The 23,463-nt window shown below is 43.2% G+C and carries 23 protein-coding genes; 17 read left to right on the top strand and 6 right to left on the bottom strand.

The features are described from left to right. The first annotated feature begins 50 nt into the window (after positions 1–50). The 7 genes from PQ469_RS21190 to PQ469_RS21160 all read left to right on the top strand — a co-directional run bounded on the left by PQ469_RS21190 (position 51) and on the right by PQ469_RS21160 (position 8,051). A complete protein-coding gene (locus tag PQ469_RS21190; protein WP_090653202.1) occupies positions 51–413 on the top strand; it encodes a four helix bundle protein in 363 nt (120 codons plus the stop codon). Positions 414–451: 38 nt separating this feature from the next. Continuing rightward, on the top strand, positions 452–1,039 hold the full coding sequence (locus PQ469_RS21185; protein ID WP_274209461.1) for a DNA-3-methyladenine glycosylase I: 588 nt from the start codon (positions 452–454) through the stop codon (positions 1,037–1,039). A 178-nt stretch (positions 1,040–1,217) separates the two neighbouring features. Continuing rightward, positions 1,218–4,025, top strand: coding sequence for a DNA polymerase I (polA, locus tag PQ469_RS21180; RefSeq protein ID WP_274209460.1), 2,808 nt, complete (start codon positions 1,218–1,220; stop codon positions 4,023–4,025). Between the two features lie 212 nt (positions 4,026–4,237). Further along, positions 4,238–4,789, top strand: coding sequence for a Uma2 family endonuclease (locus tag PQ469_RS21175; protein ID WP_274209459.1), 552 nt, complete (start codon positions 4,238–4,240; stop codon positions 4,787–4,789). Between the two features lie 315 nt (positions 4,790–5,104). Next, entirely contained in the window at positions 5,105–6,529 is a 1,425-nt protein-coding gene (locus tag PQ469_RS21170) for a glycogen synthase (RefSeq protein WP_274209458.1), read from the top strand. Continuing rightward, the gene (locus tag PQ469_RS21165; protein ID WP_090653207.1) at positions 6,526–7,788 is read left to right on the top strand and encodes a glucose-1-phosphate adenylyltransferase; all 1,263 of its coding nucleotides are present in this window, start codon (positions 6,526–6,528) and stop codon (positions 7,786–7,788) included. Before PQ469_RS21170 ends, PQ469_RS21165 begins: the two co-directional genes overlap by 4 nt. Before the next feature lie 71 nt (positions 7,789–7,859). After that, on the top strand, positions 7,860–8,051 hold the full coding sequence (locus PQ469_RS21160) for a hypothetical protein (RefSeq protein WP_090653208.1): 192 nt from the start codon (positions 7,860–7,862) through the stop codon (positions 8,049–8,051). 208 nt (positions 8,052–8,259) lie between these two features. On the opposite strand, the gene PQ469_RS21155 is transcribed toward PQ469_RS21160, so the two are convergent. From PQ469_RS21155 to PQ469_RS21145, 3 genes are all read right to left on the bottom strand, one after another. Next, the gene (locus PQ469_RS21155) at positions 8,260–8,940 is read right to left on the bottom strand and encodes a metal-dependent hydrolase (protein ID WP_274209457.1); all 681 of its coding nucleotides are present in this window, start codon (positions 8,938–8,940) and stop codon (positions 8,260–8,262) included. A gap of 66 nt (positions 8,941–9,006) precedes the next feature. Then, on the bottom strand, positions 9,007–9,321 hold the full coding sequence (locus PQ469_RS21150) for a YbaB/EbfC family nucleoid-associated protein (RefSeq protein ID WP_090653210.1): 315 nt from the start codon (positions 9,319–9,321) through the stop codon (positions 9,007–9,009). A gap of 229 nt (positions 9,322–9,550) precedes the next feature. Continuing rightward, positions 9,551–10,768 (bottom strand): serine hydrolase domain-containing protein, encoded by a 1,218-nt coding sequence (locus PQ469_RS21145; RefSeq protein WP_274209456.1) that lies wholly within the window; start codon positions 10,766–10,768, stop codon positions 9,551–9,553. 111 nt (positions 10,769–10,879) lie between these two features. On the opposite strand from PQ469_RS21145, the gene PQ469_RS21140 reads away from it, so the two are divergent. From PQ469_RS21140 to PQ469_RS21125, 4 genes are read left to right on the top strand one after another with little or no spacing between them, the layout of a single operon-like run. Beyond that, on the top strand, positions 10,880–11,881 hold the full coding sequence (locus PQ469_RS21140; protein WP_274209455.1) for a tetratricopeptide repeat protein: 1,002 nt from the start codon (positions 10,880–10,882) through the stop codon (positions 11,879–11,881). A gap of 40 nt (positions 11,882–11,921) precedes the next feature. Then, entirely contained in the window at positions 11,922–12,944 is a 1,023-nt protein-coding gene (locus PQ469_RS21135; protein ID WP_274209454.1) for a tetratricopeptide repeat protein, read from the top strand. A 3-nt stretch (positions 12,945–12,947) separates the two neighbouring features. Next, a complete protein-coding gene (locus PQ469_RS21130) occupies positions 12,948–13,241 on the top strand; it encodes a hypothetical protein (protein ID WP_274209453.1) in 294 nt (97 codons plus the stop codon). Positions 13,242–13,267: 26 nt separating this feature from the next. Beyond that, on the top strand, positions 13,268–13,774 hold the full coding sequence (locus PQ469_RS21125) for an SMI1/KNR4 family protein (protein ID WP_274209452.1): 507 nt from the start codon (positions 13,268–13,270) through the stop codon (positions 13,772–13,774). Positions 13,775–13,839: 65 nt separating this feature from the next. Here the strand turns inward: PQ469_RS21125 and PQ469_RS21120 are convergent, their stop codons facing one another. Next, positions 13,840–15,057, bottom strand: a complete 1,218-nt coding sequence (locus PQ469_RS21120; RefSeq protein WP_274209451.1) for a CehA/McbA family metallohydrolase — start codon at positions 15,055–15,057, stop codon at positions 13,840–13,842. A 492-nt stretch (positions 15,058–15,549) separates the two neighbouring features. Between PQ469_RS21120 and PQ469_RS21115 the strand changes: the two genes are divergently transcribed. Further along, complete coding sequence (locus tag PQ469_RS21115; protein ID WP_274209450.1) at positions 15,550–15,930, top strand: YciI family protein; 381 nt, start codon at positions 15,550–15,552, stop codon at positions 15,928–15,930. 352 nt (positions 15,931–16,282) lie between these two features. Here PQ469_RS21115 and PQ469_RS21110 read toward each other — a convergent pair whose 3' ends face one another. Beyond that, positions 16,283–16,984 (bottom strand): DUF4304 domain-containing protein, encoded by a 702-nt coding sequence (locus tag PQ469_RS21110; protein WP_274209449.1) that lies wholly within the window; start codon positions 16,982–16,984, stop codon positions 16,283–16,285. Between the two features lie 299 nt (positions 16,985–17,283). On the opposite strand from PQ469_RS21110, the gene fumC reads away from it, so the two are divergent. The 4 genes from fumC to PQ469_RS21090 all read left to right on the top strand — a co-directional run bounded on the left by fumC (position 17,284) and on the right by PQ469_RS21090 (position 20,749). Further along, entirely contained in the window at positions 17,284–18,678 is a 1,395-nt protein-coding gene (fumC, locus tag PQ469_RS21105; RefSeq protein WP_274209448.1) for a class II fumarate hydratase, read from the top strand. A 271-nt stretch (positions 18,679–18,949) separates the two neighbouring features. Further along, positions 18,950–19,378 carry a fumarate hydratase gene (locus PQ469_RS21100; protein ID WP_274209447.1) on the top strand — a complete coding sequence of 143 codons (429 nt, stop codon included), beginning with the start codon at positions 18,950–18,952 and terminating at the stop codon, positions 19,376–19,378. Further along, entirely contained in the window at positions 19,378–20,172 is a 795-nt protein-coding gene (locus tag PQ469_RS21095) for a S1/P1 nuclease (RefSeq protein ID WP_274209446.1), read from the top strand. The genes PQ469_RS21100 and PQ469_RS21095 overlap by 1 nt, the downstream gene beginning before the upstream one ends. A gap of 139 nt (positions 20,173–20,311) precedes the next feature. After that, positions 20,312–20,749 (top strand): low molecular weight protein-tyrosine-phosphatase, encoded by a 438-nt coding sequence (locus PQ469_RS21090; RefSeq protein ID WP_274209445.1) that lies wholly within the window; start codon positions 20,312–20,314, stop codon positions 20,747–20,749. Positions 20,750–20,954: 205 nt separating this feature from the next. On the opposite strand, the gene PQ469_RS21085 is transcribed toward PQ469_RS21090, so the two are convergent. Further along, a complete protein-coding gene (locus PQ469_RS21085; RefSeq protein ID WP_274209444.1) occupies positions 20,955–21,482 on the bottom strand; it encodes a GNAT family N-acetyltransferase in 528 nt (175 codons plus the stop codon). Positions 21,483–21,912: 430 nt separating this feature from the next. On the opposite strand from PQ469_RS21085, the gene hisS reads away from it, so the two are divergent. Continuing rightward, entirely contained in the window at positions 21,913–23,286 is a 1,374-nt protein-coding gene (gene hisS, locus PQ469_RS21080) for a histidine--tRNA ligase (RefSeq protein ID WP_274209443.1), read from the top strand. Positions 23,287–23,463: the final 177 nt, after the last annotated feature.

The raw sequence follows: 23,463 nt of genomic DNA, 5'->3' as shown, positions 1-23,463 counted from the left end.
AACGTCCATTGCATTTAAAACTATGCACACTTTCTACTTAATTTAAAAATTTGAGCTCATTTAGAGATTTGATTGCTTATAAAAAAGCATTCGCCCTGTCAATGGAAATTTTCTGGCTAACAAAAACGTTTCCCAAAGAAGAAACCTATAGTCTTATTGACCAAATACGAAGGTCATCGAGGTCGGTTTTTGCTTCAATTGCAGAATCCTATAAAAAGCGGAAATACCCCAATCACTTTATAAGCAAGCTTACCGATGCGGAAATGGAAAATGCAGAAACGCAAGCTTGGCTGGATGCTTCTTTAGCATGCAATTATATTACACAAGAGAAATTTTACGAGCTTAACAAGCAAAGCGAAGAAATTTCATTTCTGTTGATCTACATGATAAATAACTCAGATAAATTCAAATAGCCAATAATTACGACCTATTTTACTTAAAGACTAAAAAAATGACTTCAGACTTAGAACTCAAGACTTCAGACTTAATCCGCTGCTCCTGGGCCGGAACCGACCCACTATATAACAAATACCACGACGAAGAGTGGGGCAAAGAAGTACACGATGACCATACCCTTTTTGAATTCCTTATCCTCGAATCTGCCCAGGCTGGTTTAAGCTGGATAACTATTTTACGAAGGAGGGAGGGCTACCGCAAAGCCTTTGCTGATTTTGATGTACAGAAAGTAGCCTCCTTTACTGATGACGATGTAGAACGCCTGATGCAGGATACCGGCATCATTCGTAACCGGCTAAAAATACTGGCAGCTATCAACAACGCTAAACTATTTATTGGTATACAGCAGGAATTTGGTTCGTTTGATAAATACCTGTATAGCTTTATGCCCGGCGGAAAACCGATTATCAACCATCACCATAAAATCCCCGCCAGTACGCCCGAATCGGATGCCATCAGTAAGGATATGAAAAAGCGGGGCTTCAAATTTTTTGGTACCACCATTTGTTATGCCCATATGCAGGCAACGGGTATGGTGAACGATCATATACCGGAGTGTAGTTTCAAGTATACACACGAATAGTTACGAATTTAATCGAATTGCACGAATTTTTTTAGACACGAATTATCGCTGATTTAATCGGATTACACGAATTTTAATTGGCGATAATTATCATGGATTTAATTCTATTTTTGCATAGAGCCATTGCAGGTAATTCGTGAAATTCGATTAAATCCGTGCAATTAGTGTTAATATAATTATGAAAAAACTATTTCTTTTGGATGGCATGGCCCTTATTTACCGGGCGCATTTTGCTTTGAGTAAAAGTCCGCGGTTTACCTCGGGCGGGATGAATACATCAGCGGTAATGGGCTTTACCAATACCCTGCTGGATGTTTTGAAAAAAGAAAAACCAACCCACATGGCCGTGGTTTTTGATACCGAAGCGCCAACCGAACGCCATACAGATTATGAACATTACAAGGCCCACCGCGAGGCTATGCCCGAAGATTTATCAAAGGCATTACCCTATGTAGTGAAACTGATACTGGGTTTCAACATCCCGGTGATCACATCAGATGGCTACGAGGCCGATGATATTATAGGCACCCTGGCCAAAAAGGCTGAGCAAAAGGGCTACCAGGTTTATTGTATGACACCCGATAAGGATTTTGCGCAGCTGGTATCTGATAACATCCGCATTTACAAACCCGCCCGCATGGGGAACGAGATGGAAATTTTGGGCGTGAAGGAAGTGCTGGAGAAATGGGAAATAGAAAAGGTTGAACAGGTTATAGATATTTTAGGCCTTTGGGGCGATGCGGTGGATAATATTCCCGGCATCCCCGGCATTGGCGAGAAAACGGCCAAATCGCTCATTAAACAATACGGCTCGATGGAAAACATCATTGCCCATAGTCACGAGCTTAAAGGCAAGCAGCGCGAAAATGTTGAGCAGTTTGCCGAGCAGGGTTTACTGTCAAAAAAACTGGCTACTATATTATTAAATGTACCTGTTGAACTGGACGAGGAAGGACTGGAAGTTGGCGCGCCAAGTAAAGAGCTGTTAGAGCCCCTTTTTGCCGAACTGGAATTCCGCACGCTGGGCAGGCGTGTGTTTGGCGATGATTTTACCATCACTGAGTTTAAATCTGCCGGTACCCAAACCGACCTGTTTGGCGAGCCTGTTGCTACGGCCCGCACCACAATGACTGTTGATGTGGAAGATATCCGCGAAGACTTTGTAACAGCATCTAAAAATATAGATAACGTACCACACGAATATCACTTGGCCGATACGGCTGAAAAACGCGCTGAGCTGATAGCCATCCTTGAAAAACAGGAAAGCTTTTGCTTTGATACCGAAACCACCGGTACTGATGCTAATTATTGCGAATTGGTTGGCCTGTCGTTTTCGATAAAGCCAGGCGAGGCCTGGTATGTGCCGGTACCCGAAGATCAGGAAGCTGCTAAAACTATAGTTAATGAGTTTAAACCGGTGCTGGAAAATGAAAATATAGGCAAAATAGGGCAAAATATTAAGTTTGATATCCTGATGCTGAAATGGTACAATGTGCAGGTTAAAGGCCAGCTGTTTGATACCATGATGGCACATTATATTATCGACCCAGATACCCGCCATGGGATGGATGTACTGTCCGAAAATTACCTGGGCTATAAGCCGGTTTCCATCACTTCGCTTATTGGCCCCAAAGGTAAAAACCAGGGCAGTATGCGCGATGTGGAGATAGAAAAAATAAAAGAATACGCCGCGGAGGATGCCGATATTACCCTTCAGTTAAAATCGGTCTTCGAACCAAAATTGAAAGAGGTGGAAAGCGAAAAGCTGATTCACGAGATAGAGCATCCATTGATTTACGTTTTGGCCGACATTGAATTTGAAGGCGTGAAAATAGACCATTTTACGCTGGGCGAATTCAGTAAAGAGCTGGAGACCGATATTAGTAAACTGGAAAAAACTGTATACGAAAAAGCAGGGGTAAGGTTCAACATCGCATCGCCAAAACAGTTGGGCGAGGTGTTGTTTGAAAAACTGATGCTTGATCCCAAGGCCAAGAAAACTAAAACCGGCCAATATCAAACCGGCGAGGATGTGTTACTGTCGTTAGCAGCTAAAAGTGATATCGTAAGAGATATATTAGATTTTAGGCAGCTGCAAAAACTGAAATCAACTTATGTTGATGCTTTGCCAACTATGGTGAATCCTAAAACGGGCAGGGTGCATACTTCATACAACCAGGCGGTAGCCGCTACCGGCAGGTTAAGCAGCGTTAACCCCAACCTGCAAAATATCCCTATCCGTACCGAGCGGGGCAGGGAGGTGCGTAAAGCATTTATTCCCAGAAATGCAGGCCACAGCATTGTATCTGCCGATTATTCGCAGATAGAATTGCGTATTATAGCCGAGATCAGCAAAGATCCCAACATGATGCAGGCCTTTGTTGATAACCTGGATATCCACACCGCCACGGCCGCAAACGTTTATGGCGTTGGTCTTGACCAGGTAACCGGCGAGCAGCGCCGCAACGCAAAAGCGGTTAACTTCGGTATTATTTACGGGCAATCGGCCTTTGGTTTATCACAAAGTTTAGGCATCCCGCGTAAAGAAGCTGCGGATATTATTGAGCAGTATTTTGCCCAGTTTCCTGGTATTAAACAATACATGAGCGATACCATGAACTTTGCCCGCGAAAACGGCTATGTATGTACGTTGATGGGCCGCCGCCGCTATCTGCGCGATATCAATTCGGCAAATGCAACAGTACGTGGTTTTGCCGAGCGAAATGCCATCAATGCCCCCATACAAGGTTCGGCTGCAGATATGATCAAGATAGCCATGATCAACATTCACCGCGAATTTAAAGCCCAAAAGCTGGATGCCCGCATGACCATGCAGGTACATGATGAGTTGGTGTTTGATGTGCCTCATGACGAAATTGAAATTGTGAAACCCATCATTATGCACAACATGAAAACCGCCATTAAAACAACAGTGCCCATTATGGTTGAGATTGGTACCGGATTAAATTGGCTGGAGGCGCATTGATAATGGTCAATAGTTGATTGAGTTAGATTGGGTTGATTAAGTTAGAAATTCGATCGGGCATAATTATCAATATGCCACTTAAAATAAAAACGTGCTGCTGTCGTAAACAGACAGTGGCACGTTTTTTTCTAAAATCAATTGAAAAATAGAAGTTAATCTTTTTACAACACAATTAATTATATTTGTGTTATAGCTATAAGATTACCCGGATCATGGACGAAAAACATAAATATCAAAACTTTATAACGGAGATCCCATCTACCGCTGTTGATATTTATCGTATGTTGCCCGAAGGTACCCGCTGTGAAGTTATTTTCAATGAATTAAGTATGTCGCCGTCGCCATCCCGTGAACATCAAAAATTATTAATAAAGTTAACTTCCCTCTTATTCGAATATTTTACCAGTAACCCAATAGCCGAATTATTTACTGCTCCTTTTGATGTTTACTTCGAAAAACAAAAATCCGTAGTACAACCAGATCTGTTTGTTGTTTTAAATGACCAAATGGATATTGTTGAAAAAAATGGTGTTCATGGTGTGCCACGATTAATTATTGAGATTGTTTCGACAAACAGGGCGTACGATACCCAAAAAAAACGTTCGCTTTATGAATCGGCAGGCGTTAAGGAATACTTTATTATCGATCCTGAAAACAATAAAGTTACTTTGCTTACTCTCGGTGTTACTGGTTTATATGAGCAAACATACGAGGAAGCCGGTGTTTTAAAATCGGCGATTCTATCCTGCCGGATATCTTTCTGATGGTGTAATGATGGTGTTTCAACGATGCTTTCTGCGGCTTTTGCAAATTTTACGTATAATCCATCGGTATACGTCCCATAAATCCGGCGTCCTGCCAATAAAAATCCGTTTCGAGTAAATAATTCCACCTTAGTGTACTCAATACTCAACGTTGTTTAAGTTCAATTTAGCTGTTTTTGCTATCATTTTTATAACTATTCCGTCTAAACGTTAATAACATTTTTACAATCTTCTCAGTAAATTTAAAAAACTATATTAATGATTATAGGTTTCTCTTTTGGTAATCTTTCCTTAAATTGAGCCAATAAAACCTGAATGAAAATATTCCATTTGAGTGCCGAATGTTACCCCGTTGCCAAAGTTGGCGGCCTTGCAGATGTTGTTGGCGCATTGCCTAAATATCAAAACCTGGCAGGCTTGCAGGCAGCAGTCGTAATGCCCTACTATGATCGCAAGTTTACCCAGGAAAACGAATTTGATGTTGTTTTTACTGCGGTAACTTTACTAAACACCCGTCGCCTTTACTTTGAAATTTTAAAAGAAAAAACCGATAAGCTGGGTTTCGAATTGTTTTTAGTCCGAATACCCGGGCTGCTTGACAGGGAAAATGTATACAGCTATCCCGACGAACGGGAGCAGTTTATTGCTTTCCAGCTGGCTTTTTTAGATTGGATCAGCTATTCGCAGCAAACACCGGACATTATCCACTGTCATGATCATCACTCCGGTTTGGTTCCCTTCCTGCTTTACCATTCCAAATTATACAAACGGCTGGCCAATGTACCTACGGTATTTACCATACATAACGGCCAGTATCATGGCGCTTTTGGCTGGGAGCATTTTCAATACCTGCCCGAAATTGATCCGGCCTCAACAGGCCTGCTTGATTGGGCTGGCGGTATAAACCCGCTGGCCGCGGCTGTAAAATGTAGCTGGCTGTACACCACGGTATCACCAACTTACCTGCGCGAGCTTACCATTAACTCAAACGGCTTGGAATATCTCTTTTATATCGAAAGAGCCAAAGGCTACGGTATAATAAACGGTATAGATACCGAAGTTTGGAATCCTTTGAAAGATCCCATGATACCGAGCCATTTTAATACTAAAACACTGGCGAAGGGAAAGCAATTAAACAAAGAAACTCTTTGCACCCGTTTTGGGTTGGATGCCTCGAAGCCCCTGTTTACCTTCATTGGCCGGCTGGTGATTGAAAAGGGCGCCGACCTGCTGCCCGAAGCAATTGACCGCACACTGGCGCAATATGGCGATGAGGTTAACTTTTTTATCCTTGGCTCGGGTGACAAAGATATGGAACTGGCCTTGCTTGAACTTAAGGCAAAATACCCGGGCAGATGCAATGTGTTTATCGGTTATGATGAATCACTGGCGCACGTGGTTTATGCCGGTGCCGATTTCCTGATGATGCCATCGCGGGTAGAACCCTGCGGGCTTAACCAGCTTTATTCCTTACGTTATGGCACCATGCCGCTGGTACGCAGCACGGGCGGCTTAATCGATTCGGTAATTGATTTTGGCGACGAAGGCGGCTACGGCATCCGGTTTAACCAGGTTTCGGTAGATGATATTTGCCACGCCATAAGCCGTGCTGCCGCGCTTTACCAGAACCAGCCACAACTACAAATACTCCGCAAGCGCATGATGGCCCTCGATTTTTCGTGGGACAGATCGGCCAAAGAATATATAAACCTTTATGAAAGTTTAAACCCTCTGATATGACATCTAAAGTAATTTCAATTGTGCTTGGCGGTGGCCAGGGCAGTCGCTTATCGCCTCTTACTGCAACACGTTCAAAACCGGCTGTGCCAATTGCCGGCAAGTATCGTTTGGTTGATATTCCCATTTCCAATTGCCTGCACTCGGGTATTACACGTATTTATGTGTTAACGCAGTTTAACTCGGCTTCGTTAAACAAACACATCAAAAATACGTATCACTTCAGCAGCTTCAGCGATGCTTTTGTTGATATTTTGGCAGCAGAACAAACCCCATCAAGCGTATCATGGTTTCAGGGTACGGCCGATGCCGTAAGACAAAGTTTACACCATTTGGCTGTACATGAGTTTGAGTATGTGCTGATCCTATCGGGCGACCAATTGTACCAGATGGATTTTGATGACATGATAACCAAGCACATCGATGCCGGTGCCGAAATTTCCATCGCTACTATCCCCGTTGACGCGGCTGATGTTCCTGGATTTGGTATTTTGAAAGCAGATGACGATAGCATGGTTACGGCGTTTATCGAAAAACCCAAATCGAACTTTGAAAGCTGGGCATCTGATGTAAGCGATGAGATGAAAGCCGAAGGCAGGGTTTACCTGGCATCGATGGGTATTTACATTTTTAACCGTAAACTGTTGTATGAATTATTGGAAGGTAACGACCGTACCGATTTTGGTAAAGAGATTATCCCGCAATCTATAGTTAATCATAAGGTTTTGAGCTACCAGTACGAGGGCTACTGGACAGATATTGGTACTATCCCATCATTTTTTGATGCTAATCTGGGCCTTACCGACGAGATACCTAAGTTTAACCTTTTTGGCGAAAATCATATTTATACCCGTGCGCGTATGCTGCCGCCATCAAAGGTGTCTGGCACTACATTAAATAAATCTATTATCGCCGACGGTTGCATCATCAGCGCTAAAACAATTACCCGCTCTATTATTGGTATCCGTACCCGGATAGGAGTTGATACTGAAATTGAAAATTGCTATGTAATGGGCAGCGATAATTACCAAACGCTTGAGCAAATTGCCGAACTGAAGTTGAGCAGTTCGCCGATTATGGGTATAGGCGACAGGGTAAAGATAAAAAATGCCATCATCGATAAAAATACCTATATAGGCGACGATGTGAGCATCAACTGCGGCGAATTGCTGCCCGATGGCGATTACGGTACGCATACCGTGCAGGATGGTATTGTAGTTGTTAAAAAACGCGCGATTATTCCTAACGGTACAATTATTTAATTAAACGAAATAAAAAACAATCCATAGTTAATTTGTTATTGATGGTATAAAAACTATAAAACATAACAACTATGAAAAAAGCACTTTGTATGATTGCTTTAGCAGCAGTCTCTTTCGGAAGCGTTTTTGCATTTGCCGGTAACGCAACAGTGAAAACTACGCATGGTATTATGCAAACAGATACTACAAAGAAGAAAATGAAGAAGAAAAAAATGAAGAAGGATTCGACAATGAAAAAAGACACGATGAAGATGAGAAAGTAACCTTCAACAGCAACAAAAGAAGCCTCCTGAGTATTTGGGAGGCTTTTTCATTTATTAATTCCGTCATTGCGAGGTACGAAGCAATCCCCGAAATGCTAAGTCCCGCATAGTTCGGGATTGCTTCGTACCTCGCAATGACGTTAGTATCGGATATGCGCAATAACACAGGATATGCGCAATAACACAGCTGTAAGCAAAGTTCGTTCGCTTACAAATCCATTGTTTCGCCAATAACAGGCAGCTTCAAATTCAATCCTGCTTTAATAAATTTTTCCCTTACCTCGTCCTTATCAATTTTAATCACATCAAAAGAATCGTAATGAATACCAATGATGTTTTTGCAGTTAATAAAACCTGCGGCCTTAATGGCGTCATCGGCGCCCATGGTGTAGTTATCGCCTATAGGTAGGTAAGCCCAGTCGAGGTTTTCATCTTCCAGTAGTTTCATATCGTAGGTAAGGGCGGTATCGCCGGCAAAATAGATTTTTTTACCTTCGATAGTTAACAGGAAACCCGCGGGGTTGCCACCAGCGGCGCCGTCAGGCATGGTGCTGGAGTGTACGGCGTTTACCATTTTAACCCGGCCAAAATCAAAGTTAAAGCCGCCGCCAATGTTCATGCCGTGCACATTATTAACACCTTTACCATTAAGCCAGCTGGCAATGTCGGCAATGCAGATAACTTTGGCACCACTGTTTTTTTGTACCTCTATCAAATCGGCAACATGATCGCCGTGGCCATGTGATAACAGGATATAATCTGGTTTTAAACTTTGCAAGTCAACATCTTTGGCCAGTGGGTTGTACGTTATAAACGGATCAAACAAAAGTTTGGTGCCGCTGCCCAATTCAATTTCAACAGTCGATTGACCGTAATATGTAGTTTTCATCGTAGATTAATGTTTACATTATTTTATTCTAAACTATCGTTCCCCGTTCAGGGGGTTAGGGGGCACCTATTTTCCAAACAAGTTCCCCAAACCTGGCATGCCGCCAAACATATCTTTGGTCATGGCAGCCATTTCGGCCTGGCTTACGTTATCGGCTTGTTCCATGGCTTTGTTAAAAGCTACAACTAATAACTCTTCCAGTTCTTCCTTATCGGCGTCAGCCAAAAAATCGGGGTTGATAGCAATTGATTTAACCACTTTGTTGGCATTTGCCGTTACCACAATTTTGCCACCCTCGGCACTGCCTGTTACCGTAATAGCATCCAGGCGTTTTTTCGATTCGCCAGCCTTTTGCTGGGCTTCCATTATTTTATCAAACATAACTTTATAGATGTGCAGATATGCAAATGTGCAGATTACAGATGTGCAAATATGCAGATGGATAATTATTTAATATTGCTGATTCTTAAATTTTACAAATTCAAAACCAAAAGGTTTAATCCGAAGTTGCTTTACTCACCACTCACCACTCACCACTCACCACTCACCACTCACCACTCACCACTCACCACTCACCACTCACCACTCACCACTCATTAATCATCGCTCGTTAATCATCGCTCGTATCGCCATTACCGTTGTATGCGCTTTTACGTACAATAGGCATGCCGGCGGCTTTAAACAGGTCATCAAGTTTTAGCAGGCTGCCATTGGCTAAGTTTGATAACAAAACAATAGTGATATCGTTTTTCATATCGCGCAGGTAAATGTGCCTGAAACCATGCCACCAGCCGGTATGGTAAATAACCTGCTGCCCGGGAGCAGTAAAGGTACGCCAGCCGTAGCCGTAGCTAAAATGGCCATGCAGCATAGGGTTACGCGGCACGTAGGCTGAATCGAGCGTGGCTTGCTTTAGCAATATGCCGGCACGAAGCGCCCTGTCAAACAGGAAAAGATCTTTAACAGTGCTATAGATACCTTTATCGCCTACTGGCCCATCTAAAAAGTTTTGCGCAACCGAATACTTCCACTGACCACGGTCGTGCCCGACCACGTGTACGGGTATTTTATCATAAACTGCCTTAGAGTAAACCGCGGTATGCATCATACTGGCCGGTACAAACACATTATCCTTCATAAATTGCGCGTATGATTGGCCACTCACTTTTTCGATGATTGAACCCAGCACCATAAAGTTGGAGTTGTTGTACAAAAAACGCTTATTGGGTACGTTAAAAGGATGCGGTTTGTAATCGGCAATCATCTTCATAGCATCCATATTGCTAAGGCCCTTCCGTTGGTTTAAGTGCTGGCTGCGGTATATGTCGTCAATAAAATACACATAATTCATCATCCCCGAGCGGTGGGTAAGTAACAAACGAATGGTAACACCATCGTACGGAAAATCCGGGAAGAACTTTTTTACATCATCATCCAGTTTAAGCTTGCCGCGTTCCATTAGCATCAATATGGCTGTTGATGTCATGGTTTTGGTAACCGAGGCCAGCTCAAATTGCGAGCCTATTTTTAGGCTATCGCGGTGCAGGTAGTCGGCCCAGCCAATGGCATTTTCATAAATAATTTTACCTTTTTTGGCTACCAGTACATTGCCGTTAAACGCACGGGTACGGTGCAGCTCCTGCATTACCGCGTCTATTTTTTTATCGGCGTTTTTGGGGTTGTAAACCAGCAAGGTAACGGTGTCCAGTGGTTTGGCGGTGGCGGGGCCGGCGGCGCTTTGCGCTTTATCTTTATTTTTTGACGAACAGGCTGTTAAAATCAGCAGTAAGGACGCGAACGAAAGGGTACTCTTGTACAATAACTTCATAGATCAGAATCTCACACTTAAAACGAATGCGAAAATTAGAAATTATACAGCAGGTTAACATTAAAGTTTTTATTTTTTTTCGTTTACTTCATACTCTTTGTATGTTTAAGTATGAATATTGTTAAAAAAGTCTGGCTGCTGATGCCCGTGTTACTATTTTCGGTTGCTGTTCGGGCCCAGGATACCGATGTTGCCGGTTTGATTAAACAGGGAATCCAGCTTAATAATCAGCATGATTATGCCGGGGCTATCGAAAAATACAAATTGGCCTTAACAACCGAACCGGATAATGCCCAGGCCAATTATCAGATAGCATTCAGCCTGAATGCATCGGGTAAGGGCACCGACGGAATTCCGTATTTGATTAAAGTAACCAAGGCCAACTCCAGTTTTACCGGTCCGGCGTTTGAGTTGTTAGGTGGCATTTATGACAGCAGCCACCAACCCCAACAGGCTATCGACGCTTATAAAGAGGGCCTGAAAATAAAGCCCGACTATCAGCCTTTGTATTTTAACCTTGGTATAGCCTACTTCCGCGCCAAACAATTTGCCGAAGCCGAGCAGGCGGCCGTAGAAGCCATTAAACTCGATCCCAAGCATGCCAATAGCCAGCGCCTGTACGGCCTGGTATCTTTCCATCAAAATAAAAGGGCCGCTGCATTGATGGCCTTTTGCAGCTATTTATTATTGGAACCCGAAGGCCCGCGAAGCGATGAGGCCTATACCAATATGCAAAGCATTTTAAAAGGCGGCACACTTAAAACAGAGGAGGCCAAAGCCGAAGCATCAACCATAGTTTTGAACAGGGCGTTGAATGCCGCTATAGCAAAGGCAAAGCCAGGTTTAACCCCTGCCGAGGTATTGGAAAATCAGCTAAAGTCGATTTTTGAAGCAGTTGGGCAATTGGCCGAAAAACAGGCAGGTAATGATTTTTTTAGGCATTACTATGCCGATTTTTTTTACAACCTTAGTAAAACCGCCAATATGCCGGCGTTTGCAAGGCTGATGGGTTTTAGCGCAGATAAAGAAGCTAACAAACAATGGTTGCAGCAAAATGAGGATAAGCGTAAAGCGCTGGACGCATGGGTTGCGACGGCGGAAAGAAAATTTTAAAAACCCTTCTTTTAATTAAAACTGCTGCCTAAATTTAGGCATGAAAACCTATCACAAATTCCTGCTGTTTATTTTGTTTATAGCTTACGCGCCGGTCGCTTTCGGGCAGACTAAGGACGATGCCAAAGCTTTGGTTAAAGAGGGTATTGCCCTGCACGATGCCGGAAAATATGATGAAGCTATTGCCAAGTATAACGAGGCTTTAAAAATTGACCCTGAATATTCAAGTGCATATTATGAATTGGCCTATACGTTGTTTAGTACGGGTAAAGGTAACGATGCGATTGCTTATCTGGAAAAAACGCTGAAGTTGGATCCCAAATTAGCGGGGGCATATGATATGCTGGGCAGTATTTATGACGATGATAAGCAGCCCGATAAGGCTATTGAATATTATAAAAAGGGGATAGAGGCTAATCCCAAATACCAGCGGCTTTTTTACAACCTGTCAGTAGCCTACTTGCGTCAAAAAAAATACACCGAATCGGAGAATTATGCGGTTGAAGCTATAAAACTTGATCCCAAGCATGCCAGCAGCCAGCGTGCTTATGCTATGGCAACATTCAATGAAAATAAACGCGGTGTATCCTTGCTGGCATGGTGCAGCTTTTTACACCTTGAACCACAAACCAAAAGATCAGCCGAGGCTTACCGGTATGTTCAGTATATTATCAATTATGGCGTAAAGCAAACTGGCGAAAAAAACGTGACCATTAATATATCAACTGACGATTTGAACGGTGCCAACTTGCTGATGCCGATAACGGTGGTTAACGCCACATCGGGTAAAAAAGATCTGTCTAAAACCGACTCCCTGACGCTGCAATTGAAGGGCCTTTTCGGTATTGCCGATACATTTGACGACAAAAAAGGCGATCCTTTTTATAAAAACTTTTTTTCTGATTATTTTAAAAAGCTGGCCGAAACTGATAATATGGAAGCCTTTGCCCACTTGATTAGTCTTGGTGCAAACCAGGAAGAAAACCTGCAATGGTTTAAAGATAACAACGCCAAACTATCGGCATTGGATGCCTGGGTAACGGCTACAAAAAGGGAGTTTTGATAAATGAAGATAAGTCAACGAATGCTTTCGGTAACGCTAATATTACTTGTGATATTGATATTGTTTTTTGCCTACGGATGGGTAAACAACATGGTGAATTACAAATACCAGGTACAGGATTTTCAGCTTAAGGGTAGTGGTGCTTTTGCCGGGTTGAATCAAGAGCAAATAAGCATATTGCACACCGTCGTTTTTTGTAAGATAGCTGCTGTAACAAGTTTTGTACTGTTAATATTCGTTTTGATAGTGAATGAAAAAGAGCCCTCCTTTAATGGCAGGGTTTATTATACAAAATAGCATAAAGGAGTTTTAATTTATAAGAAATGGTAACTGTTGTTCAAAGATGCGATGGACTGATAACAGAACTTTCAAAATTTTCCAATGACATGCTTTATCTGGGGCCGCCTATTGATGATGATCGGTTGGAGTGTTTTGAAAAAGTTATCGGCTTTACGTTGCCAAGTGATTTTGTATACCTGCTTAAAAAGCATAATGGGTTTTCTTTGGATGGTACCGAGGTTTGTGGTTTGGATATCGAACTCAGAGGTGCTTCTTTGGATGAACTCTACAATTTTGAACACGATGAAGGAGGTAATAAGATGCCCGCTGAGTTTATGCCGTTTTCACCCGATGGGTTTGGAAATCATTATTGCCTTGATTTGTCCAATTTGATAGATGGCTTTTGCCCGGTGGTTTTTTGGCAGCATGATTGTTTTTATGAAATTAAAACAGATGTTGAAGTTACCCATCCCGATTTTATAAATTGGGTTGAAGAGGTAATGATAGCATGGACACTGGAAAACAGTAACTATGATGGAACTGAAAAATAAAGAATGTTTTTGTTCTTCAGGAACTCTTTCAAATAGCCCTTGAAGAACAAAAATGATTCATCTCATCAAAAATTAGGATCAAAATTAAAGAATATCGGGTTTGATAAGCCAACCATATTACCGCTCAAGGCCACTGATCCCGGAACCTGCGGGTAGGGTGTAGGGGTGCCTTGTACTTCTACACGGTAATAACTCCGCTCGACAGTTGCCGGCGAATCTGTAAACTCAATCATGGGCGTTTTACCCGTGGTTTTAAAGCTGCCAAAGGGATTGCCGTTTTTTATGATGTTAATGGTGTACTCGCCATCGGCTGGCACCTTGCCGGTTAGCTGCACGCGGAATTTTACCAGCTTGCCTGTGGCTTTGGCATTATCGCCCATCATCATATCCATTTTACCATCCTGGTTTACATCAGCATAAAATTCAATACGTGGCGCGTATGGATTTGAGCTGATGGATACCCGCCCATTCGTCAGCGCATCAATTACCGCTTGCGTGGTACGTGCTGTTGCAAACACCCAGGTGGTTGGAGTACCCACATAGTTGGCCTTGGCCTGGTAGCTGTTTTTGGTTTCTTTATCCGGCGAATCGGGAACGCCATGGTGGGCATCGCTGCCGCCGCGGCCGGTAAGCTTGCGGCCGGATGATAGCATATCGTCCCAGATCATGATGGCGTTGGCGTTTTTTGACCAAATGGCCGAGTTCCATACTTCGATAGAATTAACCATATCGTACGAGTACCCAAAATGATCTTTCCCACTTGGGTGGTTGGCCGATAGGTGGATGCCCAATTGCTTTTTTATGGCACCTACTACTACATCGCGCTGATCGCGCACGTCATATAGTTTTTGGTGATCATAGGGTACGGCCGAAAAGGCATTGCCATGTCCGCGCGTGGTTGTCCACTCGGCGCTGTAAAGCAGCAGTATCGAGTCTGATTTAAACTCCGGGTCGGCCCAGGTGTGGTGCGCTACGTCGCCGTTTACATGGTTGTCATGATCGGTAATAGCCACAAAATCAATTCCTGCCGATTTAGAAAAAGCGATGATTTTGCTAATGGGATTATTAGACGATTCGGTACTGTGACGCGAGTGCACGTGCAGTTCGCCTTTAAGCCAAACGCCCTTGCTCAGGCTGGCGATTGCCGGTAGCTGGCCAACTTCGGTTGCTGCCCATGGATTAATATGGGGCGCCTGGGCTAATGCCGCAGTGCAGGCGAAAGTGCCGATGATCAGCAGCAAAATATTTACCAGCGTCGTTTTTTTGTAGTTGTTAAAAGTCATATCAAATTAATTAACGGGTAGTACGTTTGGTCCGCAACATACCCCATTCATATTAATTGAATGTTAGCGTCCGCAAAATGAATAAGATTGTGACAATGCTATTTGTTGAGGTGTCTTCCCGGCTGGGAGATCGGGGTTATGAAGTTAAGGAATTGACAGGCTGCTCCATCGGAGCAAAACATTTGTAGCGTTTGTAAATCAACATTTTTGCGTGCCGTAGGTACGCTACATAAGTGCCGTACCTACGGCACGGAGCGTTATTTTCTATTTTTTCTACAAATGTTATACCCCTACGGGGTTGAAAACGCCTACTTAAGTGGCACCGGTAGAGAGAGCGGGGGAGCAAAAAAAAATGGTTAAACAGCGACAGCCATTTTGCCGGATCTTTAGTACCTTAACTAACAGAAGTAATGACGCCTGAAAAGGAGCCGGAATCTGTAATCCGGCCATAAAATGGGCGTTTTTATAAGCTGATTAATAAACCTAAAAATCATGGGCCAGGAATTTATGTTGTACATCCGCAATGCAGGTGATGCAAAAGCGGCCTTATCGGCAGATGAGCATCTTGCATTTATAAAAAAATGCGAAACTTATATCGGGCTGCTAAAAGCAGCAGGTAAATTAATAGCAGCCCAGCCTATTGTGCGGGAAGGTTATATTATTTCAAAAACCGAAAACGCGTGGACACAAACAGCCATTGATCCTGCTAACGAAGTGCAAGTTGGCTATTACCATATTACAGCAAAAGATTTGGCCGAGGCGGTTGAAATTGCAAAAAGCAACCCCGAGTTTGAGTACGTGCCTTCGGCCACAATTGAGGTAAGGCCTATAAAATTGAAAGAAGAGCAAACTAATTTTGTATATCCAAAATAGCGGGTTGTGAAAATATATTAATCATACCTTGATGGGATTTTGAAAGTCACTGGAAACATGAAGAAAGCCTGAATGGGCACATTAACTTTCGATTTCGTCTTTACTATAAACCTTGCTTGCCGTATACGAACGAGGGCAATTAAAATATTTTGCTGTGAGTGATGAGTCCGGATAGCTATCGGCAGTTCCCTCGACCTCGTTGTTTAATGGGATGTTCTGAGATTTTTTTAAAAATAAAAAAGCTCCGGTTTTTACTGAGTGTTCCTGCGGGATGAACGGGAATCTATTAGTACACTTAGAAGGAATTTTAGAAGCTGTAAAAGAGATTACTCAAAGTGATGACAGATAATTGTTAAATATCGATTTTATATTTTTTCGCTATCCTTATCAATTTGTTAACATGAAAATCGTTCACGGATGGCTCGGACCATCTAATATCTTCTCTTCCGTCGGGATGTACGGTAGTGTGTTTGGTCGATTTTGGAATTATTGCCTCATTATAGAGCCTCTTTAATATAGTTCTCCCTCTAACATAATCACCAAATTCTAATTCCAAAAGTGAAACATCATCAATGTTTGCTATTAAATGAAATGGACGATATTTATAATCAATTCGTATGAAGTCAAGCAATGCATCCAAGGTTTGTAGTTTTGTAAACAATGGAAGGACATGATTTTTTAAATCATTCTCTATTTGCTTAGATACCTTCTCATATTCTTTGATGTGGTCTAACTCATACCAGTAATCGCTGTTATATATCAACATTCCCGTTCTTCCCCAAATGAAGCAATTATCAGAAGTCACAAATTGAGGTTCATCAACTCTATCTTTTGAAATCTTAAATATTAAACTATTATAGAACCCCAGATTTATGGTAAATCTTATGCTTTCAGAGTGATTATACTGACTTTTTTGGACGTTTAGAGATTGAGTTAAATTTGGAAAAACGCAATTAAAATTTAAGTTCTTTTTTTTAAATCCAGTTTGCTTTAACTGGGGAGTGATAATATTTTTAACAAGTGTTTTAAATTCTACAGTTAAATCTCTTTCCATTTATCAGTTTTAGCAATCTCTCAAAATAATTGTAAATAAAAGTAATAAAAAAAGCCTATAAATATTTATCTATAGGCTTTGGGTGTTCTAAAAATCGAATCGCAGGAAGGACGGGATTCGAACACATCAGTCATTTTAAACAACCTTATCAAGCTCACTTTTCTGTCGGCCCTGAGAAACCCTGAAGTGAAGGAAACCGACCATTTAAAATCTTCCCTCCCCCATCACAAAAAGATTACCATTTCCCCATCTCCCGCATCAGATAAAAACATAACTTTGCCCCTGCAAATTTTAACATCATGAGTTTTAGGACCGAACACGATACCATGGGCGAGGTACAGGTACCTGCCGATAAATACTGGGGAGCACAAACAGAACGTTCACGCAATAACTTTAAAATTGGTCCGGAGGCGTCAATGCCCAAAGAGATCATCGACGCGTTTGCCTATTTGAAAAAAGCTGCCGCTTATACCAATACCGACTTAGGCGTACTATCTGCCGAAAAGCGCGACTTGATAGCACAGGTTTGCGACGAGATATTGGCCGGATCGCTGGCCACGGAGTTTCCGCTGGTGATTTGGCAAACAGGTTCGGGCACGCAATCAAACATGAACGTGAATGAAGTTGTGGCCAACCGCGCCCATGTATTGCAGGGCAACAAACTGGGCGAAGGCAAAACTTTCATCCACCCCAATGATGATGTAAACAAATCGCAATCATCAAACGATACATACCCAACCGCTATGCACATTGCGGCGTATAAAATACTGATGGATGTTACCATCCCCGGTGTTGAAAAACTGCGCGATACCCTGCAATTAAAAGTAGAGGCTTTTAAATCGGTAGTAAAAATTGGCCGTACCCACTTAATGGATGCTACACCGCTTACACTGGGCCAGGAATTTTCCGGTTATGTATCGCAGCTAAACCACGGCCTGAAAGCCCTGCGTAATACGCTTGATCACCTGTCGGAACTTGCCCTTGGCGGTACAGCCGTAGGTACCGGCATCAACACCCCAAAAGGTTATGATGTTAAAGTAGCCGAATATATTGCCCAGTTTACCGGCCTGCCATTTATCACTGCCGAAAACAAATTTGAGGCTTTGGCAGCTCACGATGCCATTGTAGAGAGCCATGGTGCGCTTAAACAAATAGCCGTATCGTTAATGAAAATAGCCAACGATATCAGGATGCTGGCTTCTGGTCCGCGTTCGGGTATTGGCGAGATCCATATCCCCGATAACGAGCCGGGTTCATCTATAATGCCGGGCAAGGTTAACCCAACCCAAAACGAAGCTGTTACCATGGTAGCCGCGCAGGTAATGGGCAACGATGTAACCATTTCTATTGGTGGCTCAAATGGCCATTACGAACTGAACGTATTTAAACCGGTGATGGCTGCCAACTTCCTGCAGTCGGCAAGGTTAATTGGCGATGCCTGCGTATCGTTCAATGATCATTGCGCTGTAGGTATAGAACCTAATTACGATGGTATCAAAAAACACCTCGAAAACTCGCTGATGCTGGTAACAGCGCTTAATCCGCACATTGGTTATGAAAATGCCGCCAAAATTGCCAAAACCGCGCTAAAGGAAAACAAATCCCTGCGCGAAGCCGCCATTGGCCTGGGCCTGTTAACCAACGAACAGTTTGACCAATGGGTTATACCCGAAAATATGATAGGTAGCTTATAAAGAGGAGCCTCACCCCAAACCCCTCTCCTGAAGGAGAGGGGCTTTTGATTTACTGCTTTTGAATAGCAAGTTTATGCTAAAACCCCTGAACGATTTTCTTTCAGCCCCGACACAAAAAAAGGCTTTTCGCTTTCAGCCTTCGGCTTTCAGCAAAAAAGCCTTTCACCTTTCGCCTTTCACCTTTTACCTCAGCAAAGCCTTTTTCCTAAACAGGGCCTTTTACCTTTTACCTTTCGCCTTTTACCTCTGCGGCTGCAGCATGAACCCTAACATGCAAAAGCCAGGATTAACTTATTTACAGGGCGAGTGGAAGCAGGATTCTGTTCCGGCCGAGAAGCGGTTGGTTACCTATTCGCTTTACGATATTAAATTTAGCTGCGATTCGTTTGTGATGAAGATAAGTACCGTAAGCAAGGTAAACTACGGTGCCGATACCTGCATGAATAAAGGCCATTGGGACGAGTATATTCGCGGCACCTATTCGCAAAAGCAGGATACCCTGCATCTTAAAGGCGAATTTTGCAACGCCAACCTGAGCTACAAAGACGAGAAAACCTGTTTCCGCTGGGGCGATTACGAGGAGTTTTTTAAAGTAAAACAACCTAAAGATTCGCTCATTCAATTTACAAGTACATCAAACGTAATACCCATTAATGCCCGATTGGTTAAACGTACAAGCTGCATCCCAAAACCATTATAATGAAAACATCAATCTTTAAAAAAATCGCTTTTTTTTTAGCCATTTGCTATATCCCGGTGCAAAGCATGGCCTGGGGTACCAATGGCCACCGCATTTGCGGGCAAATAGCCGATAGTTATTTAACGCCCAAGGCACGCAAAGCCATACAGGCCATTTTAGGCGACGAGTCGATAGCGATTACCAGCAACTGGGCCGATTTTATTAAATCCGATCCTGCTTACGGCTATCTGTACAACTGGCATTTTATCGACCTGGATAAGGCTTATACCTACCCCGAATTGCAAACCTATTTAAAGGCCGACACAGCTACGGATGCCTATACCAAAATGAATTTTTTGATAGCCGGCCTTAAAAATAAAAGCACCACCAAAGCGAATAAACTGCTTTACCTGCGCATGCTGATCCACATTGTTGAAGATGTGCACCAGCCCTTCCATACCGGCCACACCAGCGATAAAGGCGGCAACGATTTTAAAGTACAATGGTTTGGCAAGGACAGCAACCTGCACTCGGTTTGGGATAGCCAGCTGATAGATAACCAGCAATTGAGCTATACCGAATATGCCGCCTGGATAAACCATAGCACCACTACTCAGCGCGTAGCCCTGCAAAAGGCCCCCATAAGCCAATGGCTGTTTGAAAGCAACCAACTGGCCGAAAAGTTTTATGCCGACATTAAACCAGGCGATAACCTTACTTATAAATACAATTTTAACCACATAGCCACCCTGAACCAACAACTCCTTAAAGCCGGCATCCGTTTGGCAGGGGTGTTGAATCAGTTGTTTGGATAGGTGGTTGATTGGGTTGATTGAGTTGGACTAAGTTGATTGGGTTGAATTAGGGCACCTAATCCATCAGTACCTAATCTAAACTGAAATTAAATCACTCAACTTAATCAACCCAATCAACCACTCACTTAATCAACTTAAGATGAAAATACTAATGGTATGCCTCGGCAACATCTGCCGTTCGCCGCTGGCCGAGGGGATAATGCAGCACCTTAGCGATGAGCAGGGGCTGGGCTGGCAGGTAGATTCGGCAGGCACCGGCAACTGGCACGTAGGCGAGGGGCCCGACAGGCGCTCGGTACGCGCGGCCCGAAACCACGGCATTGATATCAGCGGGCAGATTTGCCGCCTGTTCAGGAAAAGCGATTTCGATGAGTTTGACCATATTTTTGTTATGGATAAGTACAACCTCAGCGATATCCTGAACATGGCCCGTAACGATGAACATGCGCAAAAAGTGAAGCTCCTGTTAGGCGATAAAATTGTACCCGACCCATACCACGACGATACCCAGTTTGAGCCGGTGTTTGAACTGATAGAAGGTGGGTGCAAGGACATTATAAGGGAGTTGACGGCCTGAATTCATGTCATTGCGAGCGCCTTATAGCGCGTTGTGTAAGTTGCTGAATATGAAAACACATATCCGTCATTGCGAGGCACGAAGCAATCCCGAACTGTTTGGGACTAAGCATATCGGGGATTGCTTCGTGCCTCGCAATGACGGTAGCGTAGGACATCGGTTTAACTATATTACCAGCTAAAGCTCCAACAAAAACGTTTTGTCTTTAATTCCTGACTCTAATCTCTTGATTGTCTTTCCTCACTCTAAAAAACGGCAAATCTTCTCCATACCAAAAAGCCTCGCCAAAACGCCCAAAACCGGCTTTTAACAAAACCTTTTGCGAAGCAGCGTTATTCGGATGGGTAACAGCATAAATTTCCGTTAACCCGACTGTATTGAAACCGTAATCAATTAAAGCTTTTGAAAGTTCGGTGGCAATGCCTTTCCCCCAGTATTTGAAATGCAGGCGGTAGCCCAGTTCAATTTTATCGCTGTCCGATTCGCTTGGTTTTAGCATGCATACGCCAATGAAATCATTATCGGCTACGTTGAAAATTCCCCAACGGCCCAGGCCGGTTTTGTTTTTGTAATCCTTCAGGGTATCCTTAAACACCTGCTTGCTTTCGGCCGGGGTGCGTTTCTTTACGTATTGGGTAAGGCGTTCGTCCTCATCCATAACAAGGGACAGCGCTTCGTCGGCAACACTAAGTTCACGGATGAGCAGGCGGGGCGTTTGAGTGATAATGTTCATGGGCTTCAAAAATATGGTAAATGGGCGTTCGTTGGAATTGCCGACGGTAAAAAGAGTGTCATATAAAGGATTAGGGATCGTTTGTCTGATTATTCGATTAGGTATTGCAGCGGTTTAAGGGTTGACGATCTGGCATCTTCAATCGCCGTGCCCAGCTTAGTATCAATATTCAAACTGGGTTAACATAACTTAACACATTTAGGAAATATTATGTCATAAATATTTGATAATCAATTATTTGTATTTTTTACATGGTTAACACAAAATCTGTTGTTTTTCCCGGTTAAACTCATTCAAAAGGTATTGCCAACAGTTTAGATTTCAATGGTATTCAAAGGGATATTTTTTGCGTTTTTGTGGCCAGCTTATAGCCACCTGGCAGCACCCAATTTTGCAAAACGTATAATTTGCTTTTTTGTACATTTGCCGCATGGCATCCATCAAACCATCTGTACCCAAAGGCACCCGCGATTTTTCACCTGTTGAAATGGTGAAGCGTAACTATATTTTCGATACTATTAAAAGCGTTTTTCGTAAATACGGCTATCAGCAGATAGAAACCCCGACGATGGAAAACTCATCGACACTGTTGGGTAAATATGGTGAGGAAGGAGATAAACTGATTTTTAAGGTACTAAATAGCGGCGATTACCTGGCCAAGGTAAATCCCGAAAAACTGGCGGCGCTTAACTCAAATGCGGTTGCTTCGGATATCTCAGAAAAAGCCCTGCGCTACGACCTTACCGTTCCTTTTGCCCGCTACGTAGTAATGCACCAGAACGAGATCACTTTCCCGTTCAAACGCTTCCAGGTTCAACCCGTTTGGCGTGCCGACAGGCCGCAACGTGGCCGCTACCGCGAATTTTACCAGTGCGATGCCGATGTGGTAGGTTCGGATTCTTTGCTGAACGAGGCGGAATTTATACTGATCTACGACGAAGCCTTAAGCAAATTAGGACTGAAAGATTTTACCATCAAAATTAATAACCGCAAAATACTCACAGGCATAGCCCAGATCATAGATAAGGCTGATAATATTATTGATCTTACCGTCGCCATCGACAAGCTGGACAAAATAGGGCTGGATGGCGTTACCAAAGAACTGATTGAACGCGGCTTTACCGAAGCCGACATCGAAAAAATAAAACCGGTTATTTTGCTGCAAGGCACCAATACCAAAAAACTACAAAGCCTGCGCGAAGCACTGGCCCAGTCTGATATCGGCCTTAAAGGCTGCGATGAGATAGAAACCGTTTTTAAATACATTGAAAGCTGCCCGCTGCAAACCGCAACGCTCGAACTGGATATAACCCTTGCCCGGGGCTTAAATTATTACACCGGCGCCATATTTGAGGTGAAAACAAACGAGGCAGCCATGGGCAGCATCGGCGGCGGCGGTCGGTATGATGACCTTACCGGCATGTTCGGCCTGAAAGGCCTCACCGGTGTAGGTATCTCCTTTGGTGCCGACAGGATTTATGACGTGCTGGAAGAACTAAACCTTTTCCCAGCCACGGCCAACCAAAGTACCCAGGTGCTCATCTGTAACTTTGACAAGGAGGGCGAAACTTACGCGTTACCATTGTTGCAGCAATTACGCCGTAATAATGTCAATACGGAGTTGTACCCCGCCGGTGCCAAAATCAAGAAGCAGTTAGACTACGCCAACAATAAAAATATCCCCTACACCGTAGTTATCGGCGGCGATGAAATGCAAAGCGGCTTACTAACTTTTAAAGATATGGCCAGCGGCGTGCAGGAAAAATTAACTGCGGAAGAGATTGTGGGTAGGATGGCAAGGTAAAGTATCCCTGGTTTTTATGGCTTTGGGGAAAATGGTGTCCTTATAGCATTGTCAATACAGGATAGTAAATTTCGCGAAATTTTGAAGAGGAAATGAAGTTCAAAATAAAGACTGTCATCCTTCGTTACTATCAATGACCAAAGAAAAATCGAAGACTTACGAAGTTTCAAAAACTTC

The organism is Mucilaginibacter sp. KACC 22773 (assembly GCF_028736215.1).
GTDB lineage: Bacteria > Bacteroidota > Bacteroidia > Sphingobacteriales > Sphingobacteriaceae > Mucilaginibacter.
This window is presented reverse-complemented; position numbering and strand designations above follow the sequence as displayed.

Bases quoted from the DNA above. Each gene is read 5' to 3' on its own strand.
- PQ469_RS21140 (WP_274209455.1), top strand. From the start codon at position 10,880: ATGAATATTGTTAAAAAAGTCTGGCTGCTGATGCCCGTGTTACTATTT.
- PQ469_RS21135 (WP_274209454.1), top strand. From the start codon at position 11,922: ATGAAAACCTATCACAAATTCCTGCTGTTTATTTTGTTTATAGCTTAC.
- PQ469_RS21160 (WP_090653208.1), top strand. From the start codon at position 7,860: ATGAAAAAAGCACTTTGTATGATTGCTTTAGCAGCAGTCTCTTTCGGA.
- PQ469_RS21175 (WP_274209459.1), top strand. From the start codon at position 4,238: ATGGACGAAAAACATAAATATCAAAACTTTATAACGGAGATCCCATCT.
- fumC (WP_274209448.1), top strand. From the start codon at position 17,284: ATGAGTTTTAGGACCGAACACGATACCATGGGCGAGGTACAGGTACCT.
- PQ469_RS21100 (WP_274209447.1), top strand. From the start codon at position 18,950: ATGCAAAAGCCAGGATTAACTTATTTACAGGGCGAGTGGAAGCAGGAT.
- PQ469_RS21155 (WP_274209457.1), bottom strand. From the start codon at position 8,940: ATGAAAACTACATATTACGGTCAATCGACTGTTGAAATTGAATTGGGC.
- PQ469_RS21185 (WP_274209461.1), top strand. From the start codon at position 452: ATGACTTCAGACTTAGAACTCAAGACTTCAGACTTAATCCGCTGCTCC.
- PQ469_RS21145 (WP_274209456.1), bottom strand. From the start codon at position 10,768: ATGAAGTTATTGTACAAGAGTACCCTTTCGTTCGCGTCCTTACTGCTG.
- PQ469_RS21170 (WP_274209458.1), top strand. From the start codon at position 5,105: ATGAAAATATTCCATTTGAGTGCCGAATGTTACCCCGTTGCCAAAGTT.
- hisS (WP_274209443.1), top strand. From the start codon at position 21,913: ATGGCATCCATCAAACCATCTGTACCCAAAGGCACCCGCGATTTTTCA.
- PQ469_RS21150 (WP_090653210.1), bottom strand. From the start codon at position 9,321: ATGTTTGATAAAATAATGGAAGCCCAGCAAAAGGCTGGCGAATCGAAA.
- polA (WP_274209460.1), top strand. From the start codon at position 1,218: ATGAAAAAACTATTTCTTTTGGATGGCATGGCCCTTATTTACCGGGCG.
- PQ469_RS21090 (WP_274209445.1), top strand. From the start codon at position 20,312: ATGAAAATACTAATGGTATGCCTCGGCAACATCTGCCGTTCGCCGCTG.
- PQ469_RS21130 (WP_274209453.1), top strand. From the start codon at position 12,948: ATGAAGATAAGTCAACGAATGCTTTCGGTAACGCTAATATTACTTGTG.
- PQ469_RS21125 (WP_274209452.1), top strand. From the start codon at position 13,268: ATGGTAACTGTTGTTCAAAGATGCGATGGACTGATAACAGAACTTTCA.
- PQ469_RS21085 (WP_274209444.1), bottom strand. From the start codon at position 21,482: ATGAACATTATCACTCAAACGCCCCGCCTGCTCATCCGTGAACTTAGT.
- PQ469_RS21110 (WP_274209449.1), bottom strand. From the start codon at position 16,984: ATGGAAAGAGATTTAACTGTAGAATTTAAAACACTTGTTAAAAATATT.
- PQ469_RS21115 (WP_274209450.1), top strand. From the start codon at position 15,550: ATGGGCCAGGAATTTATGTTGTACATCCGCAATGCAGGTGATGCAAAA.
- PQ469_RS21120 (WP_274209451.1), bottom strand. From the start codon at position 15,057: ATGACTTTTAACAACTACAAAAAAACGACGCTGGTAAATATTTTGCTG.
- PQ469_RS21165 (WP_090653207.1), top strand. From the start codon at position 6,526: ATGACATCTAAAGTAATTTCAATTGTGCTTGGCGGTGGCCAGGGCAGT.
- PQ469_RS21095 (WP_274209446.1), top strand. From the start codon at position 19,378: ATGAAAACATCAATCTTTAAAAAAATCGCTTTTTTTTTAGCCATTTGC.